The organism is Blastomonas sp. CCH1-A6 (genome assembly GCF_001556365.1).
GTDB lineage: Bacteria > Pseudomonadota > Alphaproteobacteria > Sphingomonadales > Sphingomonadaceae > Blastomonas > Blastomonas ursincola.
On record NZ_LSIS01000530.1, the window covers coordinates 1 to 11,330 of the forward strand.

Annotated in this window: 9 protein-coding genes; all 9 read right to left on the reverse strand. The window is 66.2% G+C overall.

Translation table 11 applies throughout. From position 1 onward, the window contains the following. Positions 1-12: 12 nt before the first annotated feature. Genes xrtA through AX735_RS22825 form a run of 9 tightly spaced genes read right to left on the reverse strand, consistent with a single transcriptional unit; the run spans position 13 to position 10,998 of the window. Complete coding sequence (xrtA, locus tag AX735_RS22785) at positions 13-1,560, reverse strand: exosortase A (RefSeq protein ID WP_066284880.1); 1,548 nt, start codon at positions 1,558-1,560, stop codon at positions 13-15. Next, the gene (locus AX735_RS22790) at positions 1,560-2,783 is read right to left on the reverse strand and encodes a TIGR03087 family PEP-CTERM/XrtA system glycosyltransferase (protein ID WP_066284881.1); all 1,224 of its coding nucleotides are present in this window, start codon (positions 2,781-2,783) and stop codon (positions 1,560-1,562) included. The genes xrtA and AX735_RS22790 overlap by 1 nt, the downstream gene beginning before the upstream one ends. Further along, positions 2,783-3,877 (reverse strand): FemAB family XrtA/PEP-CTERM system-associated protein, encoded by a 1,095-nt coding sequence (locus AX735_RS22795; RefSeq protein WP_231750231.1) that lies wholly within the window; start codon positions 3,875-3,877, stop codon positions 2,783-2,785. The genes AX735_RS22790 and AX735_RS22795 overlap by 1 nt, the downstream gene beginning before the upstream one ends. Further along, complete coding sequence (locus tag AX735_RS22800) at positions 3,877-4,773, reverse strand: XrtA system polysaccharide deacetylase (protein WP_066284882.1); 897 nt, start codon at positions 4,771-4,773, stop codon at positions 3,877-3,879. Before AX735_RS22800 ends, AX735_RS22795 begins: the two co-directional genes overlap by 1 nt. A 34-nt stretch (positions 4,774-4,807) precedes the next feature. After that, a complete protein-coding gene (locus AX735_RS22805) occupies positions 4,808-6,040 on the reverse strand; it encodes an XrtA/PEP-CTERM system-associated ATPase (RefSeq protein ID WP_066284883.1) in 1,233 nt (410 codons plus the stop codon). Between the two features lie 29 nt (positions 6,041-6,069). Then, complete coding sequence (locus AX735_RS22810) at positions 6,070-7,797, reverse strand: hypothetical protein (protein ID WP_082751275.1); 1,728 nt, start codon at positions 7,795-7,797, stop codon at positions 6,070-6,072. A gap of 2 nt (positions 7,798-7,799) precedes the next feature. Further along, a complete protein-coding gene (locus AX735_RS22815; protein WP_066284885.1) occupies positions 7,800-8,798 on the reverse strand; it encodes a capsular biosynthesis protein in 999 nt (332 codons plus the stop codon). Between the two features lie 14 nt (positions 8,799-8,812). Beyond that, the gene (locus AX735_RS22820) at positions 8,813-10,327 is read right to left on the reverse strand and encodes an XrtA system polysaccharide chain length determinant (protein ID WP_066284886.1); all 1,515 of its coding nucleotides are present in this window, start codon (positions 10,325-10,327) and stop codon (positions 8,813-8,815) included. A 50-nt stretch (positions 10,328-10,377) separates the two neighbouring features. Next, complete coding sequence (locus AX735_RS22825) at positions 10,378-10,998, reverse strand: XrtA/PEP-CTERM system exopolysaccharide export protein (RefSeq protein ID WP_031317642.1); 621 nt, start codon at positions 10,996-10,998, stop codon at positions 10,378-10,380. Between the last annotated feature and the right edge of the window lie 332 nt (positions 10,999-11,330).

Sequence of the window (11,330 nt, forward strand, 5' to 3'; positions counted from 1 at the left end):
GCACATGACCGGTCAGCGCCCCGCCAATATGGTATCGGTGAGTTTCTGGGCCCCGCCCGCATCGCGCAGCAGCGCATCGATGGCCGGACGCGCCGCACCATCGCCGTTGCGCTGGGCCGAGACGATCAGGATCATCGCCGGCTGGCTCTGGCGCAGCAACCGCGCCTTGAGCGATTCCAGCCGGATGCTGAGATTGCTGCCGGTAACGATATCGCCGACGCGATAGAAGGTCGCGACGTCACGCACCACCCTTCCCGGTCCGGTGATGATATCGGCCTTGCCGTCAGCGACCGCTGGCCCCTGCTCCACCCACGACCAGCGGCCGTCGGGATCGAGCGCGCCCTGGCCGTAACCGGTAATCTCGCGCCCTTCGGACTGGCCGTCGAACAGCGCGGCATAGACATCGACGCGCTGGCCCTCGCGAACATAGCTGGCGATCCAGCGCCGGTCGCTGCCGCTGGCGCGCGGCATCCAGGCAGTGTCGGGGGCAAAGCCCACCCGCTGCCAGCCTGCAATTTCGGGCAGGCTGTTGCGCGCGGGCAGCGCTGCGGGTTCGGGCAGACCCATCAGCGCCCAGCCCAGCGGAGCCGCAAGCAGCAGCGCTGCACCCGCGATCACCAGCCCATCCTGGGGTGGCAGCTTGCGCGAGGCTTGCGCAAGACGGTCTGCGGTCGCCGGATCGAGGAACGGATCGGTGACCTGGCGGTCGAAGAAGCGCCAGCCGATCGCCATCACCAGGATCAGTACGATCGCGAAAAATATCCAGCCGTAGAAGACATGGTCGAAGCCTGCCGCGAAATCGAGCCCGTACAGGTCGGCGATATAGATCGTCCCGAAGGCTCGGACGCCGTTGGCGAGGATCGGGATGACGATCGACAAGGCGACAATGCCGATCCGGCGGGGCCAGCTGTTGAAGCAGACATTGGCGACCAGCACGCCATAGGCGACCATCGCGATGAGGAACTTGACCCCCGAACAGGCTTCCGCGACGCGAAACAGCGCGGTCGGGGTGGAGATGAACACGCCCTCGATATGCGCGGGGATGCCCGACCAGCCGAGCAGCAGCATCGAGATATCCGCCGTGATCGTCTGCAGCGGCGGGACCAGCTCCTCGCCCACGGGCACAAGGAAGAAGGCATAGCCGAGCGGGAACAGCAGCGCGCGGCCGACATGCGGGCCGAGCAGCGCCAGGGTGCTGCCCTGGAGCAGCATGACGAGCGCCAGGTGCCGCGCCAGCGCGACACCGGCCGCCTCGCCCAGCACCCAGCCACCGCTCGCTGCCGCCATGACCAGCAATCCGGGCCACCAGAGCGAGGGCGTGATCCGCTTGAGCTCCTGCGTGCGCTGCATGACGAGCCAGCCGAGGATGAACGGGATCAGCAGGATATGGTTGAACGTGGAACTGTCCCACCAGATTGCCACCATATCCAGCGCATCGCGTGCGAACGCCGCAAGGATCGCCACCCAGGCGATGCCGAGCCGGATCAGCGCCGAGCGCCAGGCAGGGCTGAGCGGCTTGGGTTCGGCGGTTTCGGGAATCTCTGCAGCGAGGCTCGCCATCAGGCTGCGCTCGGTACCAGGGCGGGTGGCTGGTCGAGCCAGGCGAGCAGCGGAGCGAGCTGCGCATCCCATTGATAATGCTTCAGCATATGCGCGCGCGCCGCTGCCCCGATAGCGGCAGCACGGTCTTGATCGGCCGCCAGCGCGCAAACGGCATCGACCGTGGCCGCATCGTCGCGCGCGACCATGAAATGCGCGCCCGATTGCGCGACAATGCCTTCGGCTGCCGCGCCCGATGCGATGACCGGGCGCGCCATCGCCATGGCTTCGAGCACCTTGTTCTGGATGCCGCGTGCTATGCGCAAGGGCGCGACCACCATGTCGGCCGAACCGATCCACGGGCGGATGTCGTCGACCGCGCCCACCACATGCACCCCGGCACGCCCTTCGAGCGCGCGCACCGCAGGAGCGGGATTGCGGCCGACGATATGAAACCGCGCATCGGGCAGCTGCTTCTGGACGGCGGGCAGCACGGCCTCGGCAAAATGGACCACCGCATCGACATTAGGCGCATAATCCATCTGGCCGGTGAACACGAGATGCGGCCCCGCCTCGCCCGCATAAGGCGCAGGGCCGACACCGACGGGATCGTAGAAGGCCGTATCGATGCCATTGACCACCGGGTCCACGCACACCTGCGGATCGCCAAGGCCCAGCCGGAACTCGGCCACCTCGGTGGGGCTGCAGAACAGGCTGAGCTGCGCTCGGCGCGCCATCTGCCGTTCGAATGCGCCGAGCAGCCGCGCCTCGCGCGCGTGGACAAGCTTCATCGGACCGGCGGTCGCCTTGGCATAGGCGGCGAACTTGGCCGAATCCATGTCGACGAAATCGATGACCACGCGTCCGGCAAAGCTGGGCGGGATGAACTGCGCCATCTGACCCGAGAAAACGAAGATCGCGTCGATCGGACGGGTCGCCAGCAGCCGGGCGACATAATGCCGAATATCCTGGCTATCGAAGGCGGTCAGAGACACCGGCTTGCCGCTGGGCAAAGCGTTGAGCCCGGCGCGCAGGTTCGAGATCGTGCGCCGTACCAGCAGGTGGCTGGCCGCGATCGCTGACAGGTCGGCCTCAGCGGCCATGTCCGCGTCCGTCTCGCCAAAGGTGGCGACATGCACCGGTCCGCGCGCTGCCAGCGCCTTGAGGATCGCGTGCGAGCGGATCTTGTCACCGCGGTCGGGCGGAAACGGGATTCGATGCGCCAAGAAGAGCAGCTCGCCCATCAGCCGAGCCCGTTGGAGATCCAGGGACCAAGCCGGTTGGCGATGCCGAGCGGCAGCCGCTGCCACAGCGCGATCTGCAGCCGATATTTGGGGCTCAGCGGATTGACGTCGCGCGGCGGCAGCCCATCGGCATTGCGCACCGCATAGCTGAGCGGCGCAGGCGCGAAGCCCCAGTTCTTCTTGAACGCAAACGCGCCGCTATCGACCTTCGACCGACCGAAATCGAACCGGGCGCAGCCCCGCGCGCGCGCATGGTTCATCAGCGCATAATACATGACATCGTTGGCGCGCAGCCCTCGCGCCGCCCAGACCCCGCCGCCCCAATAGGGCATCACGGTGCCGCGATGATAAAGGCTGAGCACGCTCGCCACGGGGACGTCGTCCTTGAGAACCGTCAGGATATCGGCATCGTCGCCGAAGCCATCGAGCACCGCATCGAACAGCGCGCGCGGAAAGACCGGCGTGCCGAGATTGCGCACGCTCTCGGCATAGACGGCATAATGCTGTTGCCGGTCGAGCGCGGACGTGCCGGTGCGCACGGTCATGCCATTCGCCAGCCCCTTGCGCACCTCGGCGCGTTGCTTGCGCGGAATCCATTCGAGCTGCTTCTGGTCGGCATCGGGACCGTCGGCAACCAGATCGGCGATGAACCCAGCATGCGCGTCCGACTTGATCGTCCAGCGCGGGTCGTGCGGCAGCAAGCCGCCGCGCAGTTCGAGCGTCGGTGCGCTATGGCGCTCGCTTTGCAGCCAGGCCGCGTCGGCCAGCACGGCGGCCGTCGCCGCGTCATCGGCGAGGATGCCGCCATCGACCGCAAAGCCCGCCGAGACGATCGCGCGCCCGAACAGCGGCGAATGCACGACATGCAGCGGCAGATAGCCCGTGATCGAACCCGCAGCATCTTCCGCCACCAGCGCCAGCAATTGATGCCCGGTGGCCTTTGCGACAGCCTCGCCCCAGACCAGCCGGTGAAACGCGGTGGCGGAGGGGTGCGCTTCGATCCAGGCCGCGAGCCGCGCGCGTTCCTGCGCATCGCCCAGCGGAACGGTGCGGACCGCAGGTGCGGCCATCACGGGTGGCGCGAAGTGCAACATCACAGCTTGCCCGCCGCGAGCGGAAGCGCGATCTCGTCGATCCGGCACCAGCTGAAGTCGCGCGTCAACCGCTCGAGCTTGTCGGCCATCGCGTCGAGCCCGGTATAGTGCCGCAGCCGCGAGCGCAGCGGCGCACCTTCGACGCGCGGCTGATCGGGATCGACCTCCCAGGGATGGAAATAGAAGATCGCGGGCCGGCCATCGGTCGTATTCACGCGGTTCAGCGCCCAGCGCGACAGCGCATAGGGCAGGATGCGAAAGAACCCGCCGCCGCCCGCGCCAAAGCGGCGCTCGCCGAGCTGCACCGTGGTCACCGGCAGTTCGATCAGGTCCGATCCCTCGGCCGGATGAAAGGCAAAGCGCGGCGCCGCGCGCCAGCCATAATGGTCGTGCGCGATCGGGGCGACGCTCGACGAATAGGCATAGCCGCGCTCGGCGAGGATCGGGTGCGCCCAAGGCGTGCGCTGGTCGATCGAGAAGCTCGGCGCGCGATAGCCCTTGATCGCCACGCCGCCCGCATCCTCGAGCGCCTTGCGCGCCTTGTCGATATCCTCGGCGAACTGGTCGGGCGTCATCGTGAAGACGCGCGTGTGGTCCCAGCCATGGCTGGCGATCTCGTGCCCCTCGGCGATGATGCGGCGGATCAGCGCCGGGTGCCGATGCGCGACCCAGCCCAATGTGAAGAAGGTCGCCTTGACCCCGCAGCGCGCGAACAGGTCGAGCACCGCGCCGGTGTTCAGCTCGACGCGGCTGGCAATGCCATCCCAGTCGGCCGGATCGATCGTGTTCTCGAACGCGCCGACCTGAAAATACTCTTCGACATCAACCGAGAGGCCGTTGACGATGCGCCTGTCGGCAGTGCAATGCTGGCCCAGCGATGCTTCGCGCACGGTCATTCACTCCCGGCCCCATGGGGCAAAATCATTCCGGTCAGGCTGCCCGGCCCTTGGGCCACATGCCAGCAGAATCGTCTTCGACCCAGCCGACCAGAAGCGCAAGCACACGGTGCAGCGTCTGTTGCTGTTCGGCCTGCAGCCTTTCCAGCGCCTCGATCCGCCGGACCAGCGGCTCGACATCGGTGACGGGCGCGGGGCGCGATTCCAGCGCATCGACCCGATCAAGCGCGGCCTGCAACTCCTGCACCAGCAGCGCGCGCGCATCCTGCTGTTCGGTGGCAAAGGCGCGCACCTCGCGGACGAAATGGTTGAAATCGCTGCGGCTGACCTCTGGAACGGCGGCCGGAGCTGCTGGCGCTCCCGCTTCCGGAGCAGGAGCGACAGGAGCAGCATATTCGGCATGGCGCGCAGCGCTCGCCAGCATGGCCTCGTTCTGCCAGTCCTCGTCATTCATCTGGTCCATGGCCAGATCGGCCAGCACGGCATCGATCAGCGACGCGTCGATGGTTTCGCGAGCATCCACCGCCGCCATCAGCAGCACGCGGTTGATCAGCATGTTGACCTTGCGCGGTATGCCGCCGGTTTCGGCAAACAGGCGCGCCCAGACATCGTCGGCAAAGGCCGGGCGTCCGGTCCAGCCGACCAGCTTCATCCGGTGCTCGACATAGGGCTGCACTTCCGCCAGTTCCATCGCGCCAAGATGGTGCGTCGCGATGATCCGCTGGCGCAGCTGTTCGAGGCCCGGCGCACCATGCACCATCGCACGGAATTCGGGCTGGCCGAGCAGGAAGATCTGTAGCAGCGGATGGCTGCCGAGCTGGAAGTTCGACAGCATGCGCAGCTCTTCGAGCGCGGGCATCGGCAGGTTCTGCGATTCATCGACCACCAGCAGGCAGCGACGACCGGCGCGTGCTTCTGTGTGGAGGAAATGCTCGATCGCGGCCAGCGTGCCCGTCTTGTCGAGCCCCGCCGTGGCTACGCCGAAGCTGCTCGCGACCATGTGCAGCAGGTCATCGCCCTTGAGCTGGGTGGTGACGATCTGCGCTGCGGTCAGCCGCGCCTTGTCCACGGTCTGCATCAGATGCGCGACCAGCGTCGACTTGCCCGCACCGATCTCGCCGGTGATGATGATGAAGCCTTCGCCCTGTGCCAGGCCATAGCCGAGATACGACATCGCCTTGCGGTGGGTCGCGCTCTCGAAATAGAAACGCGGATCGGGGGTTAGCTGAAAGGGCCGTCCGGTCAGGCCATAATGGGTCTCAAACATGGGCTTTCCCCCTGATCATCACGTCAATGTTACTGGAACGAATAGCGCAGCGCCAGAAGCGCGGAGGCTACCAGATTGCTTTCGAAGCCCTTGGGATCGAAATAGTCGAGCCCCAGCGCCAGCGTCCCGTTGAAGCGGTTGGTGAAGTTGCGGCCATAGGCAAGATTGGTGCCGAGACCCAGAACATCGCTGGCGCCGCCGTTGAGCAGTTGTCCAGGGCCATTTTCCAGATAGTTGGCATAGATGGTGCCGGTGATACTGGAGCGCGCGTCGATCTGCTTGGCACCGACATAGCTGGCGAACCAGATTTCGTCGATCGTCTGGTCAAAACCCGCCAGAGCGCCGTTGTCGGCCGCAAAGAACTTGCGGCGGCTATAGCCTGCGCCAAAGCCGTGCTGCCAGTCGCCGCTGGTCAGGCTGATCTGCCCGGTGACCCCGCGCGTGCGGAAGGCCGACGAAGCGACCGACTGCAGCGCGTCGTTGAGGCAGTTGCCGCCACCGCCCACGCCAAAGAAGCACGCGTTGAGGTCGCCGCTGAGCGGATTGCGCGTCGCATCGAACTGCGTGGGAAGGCCCGCCAGATTGTCGTTCAGTCGCGATCCGAAGCCGGCGACCAGATCGTACACCGTCACGTTCGCCGCCACGCGCTGGTTGGGCGTGTAGCTGAAGGTGCCGTAATAGGTCAGGCTGTCATAGCGCTTGCCCACCCGCGCCTCGAGCGAGGTGCGGCGGCTGGGCCTCCACAGCACGCCGACATCCCAGATCAGGCCATCCTGGTCGTAGGACAGCAGGCGCGGCGAGTTGCGGTTGGTGACAAGCCGTCCGTCATTGCCGACGACCGGCGCGCCGGTGGCATCGCGCACCGCGTCGCGCTCGGAAATCTCGATATCCTCATAGCCCACGCCGCCGACCAGCGCGAGCGTCGCACTGACCGGAACGGTGACATCCGCGCGGACGATCTTGTCGTCGAAGCGCTGGTCGAGCTGGCTTGCATCCTCGCGATACCAGCCGCCGCTGACCGACCAGCCGATGGGCAGGAAGCCGCCCGGCTGCTGGCCGATGGCAAGGCTCGCGGCATGGTTGACGCTGTCGTCGAACAGGTCGAGCGGCAGCGCGCCTGCGGGCAAGGCGACCGCGTCGGCCTCTACCTTGGTATAGCCGATCCGGTAGAGCGCGTTGACATCGACCGTGCCGACCTGCGTCGCCAATGTCGGGCCGGCATAAACCGAATAGATCTGCGTGACATTGTCCGATCCGCCGATCAGGTTGCTGGGGGCTGCGCCACGATTGTCGACGCGCGAGCGTATGCCGAGCGCACCTACCTCGAGCGACAGCGTGTTGGGGATGATCTGTAGATTGCCGCGCGCGATACCGCTGATCGCGTCCTCGTCGCCGAAATCGTCATTCCACGAGAAGCGCCGCTCATAGCGAACGCTGACCTGCGCCTCGGCGCGCGAGGTCGCGACCGCCGCATCGACGCCGACTGCGGCCAGGCTGTAGGTCAAAAGGTCGCCGCCATTCTTGAGATCGGCGCTCAGCACCTGGCCGACTTCGAGATAGGGTACGACGACCGACCGGCAGCCATTGGCCAGCCCGCCGCTGCGACCGCCCTGCCCCTGGCTCTGCCCCTGGCCGATACCGGGATCGACCCCGCCGCCCTGCTGCGCCAGAGCGGACTGGGGCATGGCCGCCGCCGCCGCCAGCGCGGCCAGCGAAAGGCCCGCCCTGCTACCCTTGAAATCCGACCATCTTGCCATGGTCATTCTCCATATCCGTAATAGGATCCGAAGCTGCGACCCGAGGGGGAGAATTTCACCCCGTTGAGCAGCAGCTGAATCTGGTTGCATCCGGCAATCAGGCTGAGCGCATCGCGCAGCGCGCGTTCGCTGGTGACATCGGCGCGCACCACCATCAGCGCATGGCCGACATGCTGCGCGATCGTCGCAGCAGGCGATGCCGCGAGCAGCGGCGGCGAATCGAAGATCACGATCCGGCCCGGACGTCCGGCGGTCAGACTGGCCAGCACCTCCTGGGTGCGTGCCGAAGCGAGATATTCGCTGTCGGTATTGGTCTGACGCCCGGCGGGGAGCACCGAAAGCCCCGGAATGTCGGTCGGGATGATCAGGTCCTGCACGTCCACCGCCGGATCGGCCAGCGCGTCCATCAGCCCGCTCTGCCCGGCAATGCCCAGCGAGGAAAGAATGCTGGGCTTGGCGAAATCGGCATCGACCAGCACGACGTCATGGTCCTTTTCGGTCGCGATCGAGAGCGCGAGGTTGATCGCGCTATAGGTCTTGCCGTCGCCCGGATTGGCTGAGCAGATCAGGATGCGCTGCGCCGCAACGCCGAGGCCTGCATTGATCTCGGCCTGCACGCTGGCGAGCAGGCGGCGCTTCACGATGCGGAACTCTTCGGAGATGCTGGTCACCGGACCATCGGGCACGATGAACGCGGATTCGCGCAGCAGGTCGCGATCGACCTCGGCCACGGGCAGCACCGGTGCGCGCGGCGCGACGGGCGCGGCGGCGACCGGGGGAATGACGGGAGCGGCCACAACCGGCGCAGGCGCAACCGGCGGTACCATCGGAGCTGGAGCCGGCGTGGTTACCGCCGCGGGCGTCGCGACCGGCGCTTCGGGCAGCTTCGGTGCTTCCGGGCTCAGCGCCTTGCGGAAATCGTACATCTGCGAAGCGCGCTCGATCAACGAACGCGGGCCTTCGTCCTTGTCGGGCGACTTGATGGGATCGTGCATGGTCATGTCTCTTTCGCCCCTCAAACCACCGAACCGCGCTGGATGAACTCGATGATCAGCAGCACCAGGAAGACACCGACCAGCGCCCCGCCCGAGCCGATATAGATGCGCAGCTTGCGCTTGCGCTCGTCGCGCTGCGCCTGGGTGAGCATCTGCGAGATCGATCCGATCACTGGCAGGCCCGAGGACGCCTCCAGCTTGGCCGAGGTGGGATAGCTGGCGCTCAGCTGGCCGAGCGCGAACGCTCCGCCGATGCCACCGGCAATGCCTGCAAACAGCACCGCAGCGAGCAGCAGCGGCCGCTTGGGCGCAATCGGCGTGCGCGGGCTCGACGGCGGCGTGATCAGGTCGAAACGGACCGCGTCGGTCTGGGTCTCCACCTGGCCGCGCAGCCGCACCTGCTCGCGATCGGCGAGCAGCTTGTCATATTGCGCCTTCAGAACCTCATAGTCGCGTGCGATGCGCGCCTGCTCGGCGGCTACACCCGGCTCCTGGATCTGCTTGGCCACCATCGCGTTCATCTCGCCCTGCAGCGAAGCCTTGCGCTGCTGCAGCGCGGAGACCGCCGCCTGGCGCTCGGCCTTCATGCTGACCAGCGAGCTGTAAGCCGGATTGGGCACGCCATAGGCCGTGCTCGCCCCCGCGCCTGCGGCCTTGAGCGCGGCGATCTGGTTCTTGATCGCCTGGACATCGGGATGCTGATCGGTCAGCCCGCGCGCCTTCATTCCGGCCAGTTCACCCTGGGCCTGCGCGAGCGGATTGACGGCCCCGGTCGTGCCACCGGCGATCGTCTGCGGCGTCCCGGCAATCTGGCCGTTGATCGCAGCCAGCGCGCTCTGCGCGGCGATCAGCTGCGAATCGATCTGGTTGATCTCGACCCGGCCCTGTTCGAGCCGCTGGCTCACCGAGCCGATGCCGGGCAGCATGCCGAGATTCTCGGTCTCGAATTTCACCCGCTTCTGCTCGGCAATCTCGAGTTCCTTCTGCCGCTTGGCGATCTGCTCGTTCAGAAAGCGCAGCGTGTCGCTTGTCTCACCTCGGCCACCGGCCAGGTTTTCCTCCACGAAAAGGTCGATCAGCTTCTGCACCACGGCGCGCGACAGGTTCGCCGCCTCGCCGTCCGATCGCCCCGAGGCGGTCATCGTGGCAGAAATCTCGAACAGGTTGCTCTGTTCGGACTTGATCTTGATCGCGCTGCGCAGCCCGTTCACCGCGCCCTCGATCTCGCGCGGAGTCACAAGCCCCTTGCCCAGATCGGTGCCGCGCACGACCTTTTCCAGGTTCGCAGCCGAGGTCAGCGTCTGCTGCACCGTGTCGATCTGCTTCTGCTGCTCGGCCGGATTGACGCCGGTATTCTCGGGCAGGATCGACTTGGTCTGGACGAACAGCTTGGCCTGCGATTCATAGGTATTGGGGATCATCGCGACCGCCAGCCAGCCGACGAGACAGATCACCCAGGCGATCGCCATGGCAATCCAGCGGCGTTGCCACACGCTGTGTACCGCGATCCGGAATTCTTCGTACAGGCCATTCATCGGTCAGGCTTTTCTTTCGCTGTTGCGCTGCGGGCGGTCAGGCTTGGGCCTTAGAACATGCTTTCGGGGATGATAATGACATCGCCGGGCTGCAGCAGCACGTTCGCGCGGCTGTCGCCCTTCTTGATGAGGTCACCCAATTTGATCGGATATTCCTGCTGGCGGCCCGACACCTTGTCGAAGCGCACCAGCTTGGCGCGGTTGCCCGCGGCGAATTCGGACAGGCCACCGACCGCGATCATCGCGTCGAGCAGCGTCATGTTGGCGCGATAGGGGATCGAGGCGGGCTTTTCGGTCGCGCCGACGATGCGCACCTGTTGCGAGAAGGTGCCGGCAAAGCTGTTGACGATCACCGAGACGATCGGCTCCTGGATATACTGTGACAGCTGCAGCTTGATGTCCTCGGCCAGCATGGTCGGGGTCTTGCCGACGGCGGGCATGTCGGTGATCAGCGGCGTGGTGATCCGGCCATCGGGCCGCACCTGCACCTTCGCGCCGAGCTCCGGATTGCGCCAGACGAACACGGTCAGCTCGTCGAGCGGGCCGATGATATATTCCTCGCCCGGCCCGTCGGAGAGCGAGACGAACGATGCCGGAGGAAGCTGCGGCCCGCTCGACGTCGTGGCACAGGCCGCGAGCAGAGCCGTGGTCGCCAGGGCCGCGATGGCCATTTTCAACAGACGGAGCAGTTCCATTTCAACACCTTTTTCGTCGCCCCGCGAATCCCCTGGGCACAGCGGTTTGCCGGGCCGGGTTCACGCAGATTGGCAGCAGCTATGACGAAAAAGGGTGAACATAGCGTTAGTGTTTGATGGCGAAGATGATTTTACGATGTTGGGGCGGGTGGGGCGCGGGCTTGGGCTGTCACCCCTCCCGGGCGCGCCGTCGCTCAACCCAGTCCCCTGCGAGAGCAGGGGGCCATCTCCAGCCGGTCAGGCCGGGTACCCCCTAACCACCTCCGCTCAGCCTGAGCCTGTCGAAGGCCCCGCTATACGCGTTCCGT

Bases quoted from the DNA above. Each gene is read 5' to 3' on its own strand.
- xrtA (WP_066284880.1), bottom strand. From the start codon at position 1,560: ATGGCGAGCCTCGCTGCAGAGATTCCCGAAACCGCCGAACCCAAGCCG.
- AX735_RS22790 (WP_066284881.1), bottom strand. From the start codon at position 2,783: ATGGGCGAGCTGCTCTTCTTGGCGCATCGAATCCCGTTTCCGCCCGAC.
- AX735_RS22795 (WP_231750231.1), bottom strand. From the start codon at position 3,877: ATGTTGCACTTCGCGCCACCCGTGATGGCCGCACCTGCGGTCCGCACC.
- AX735_RS22800 (WP_066284882.1), bottom strand. From the start codon at position 4,773: ATGACCGTGCGCGAAGCATCGCTGGGCCAGCATTGCACTGCCGACAGG.
- AX735_RS22805 (WP_066284883.1), bottom strand. From the start codon at position 6,040: ATGTTTGAGACCCATTATGGCCTGACCGGACGGCCCTTTCAGCTAACC.
- AX735_RS22810 (WP_082751275.1), bottom strand. From the start codon at position 7,797: ATGGCAAGATGGTCGGATTTCAAGGGTAGCAGGGCGGGCCTTTCGCTG.
- AX735_RS22815 (WP_066284885.1), bottom strand. From the start codon at position 8,798: ATGACCATGCACGATCCCATCAAGTCGCCCGACAAGGACGAAGGCCCG.
- AX735_RS22820 (WP_066284886.1), bottom strand. From the start codon at position 10,327: ATGAATGGCCTGTACGAAGAATTCCGGATCGCGGTACACAGCGTGTGG.
- AX735_RS22825 (WP_031317642.1), bottom strand. From the start codon at position 10,998: ATGGCCATCGCGGCCCTGGCGACCACGGCTCTGCTCGCGGCCTGTGCC.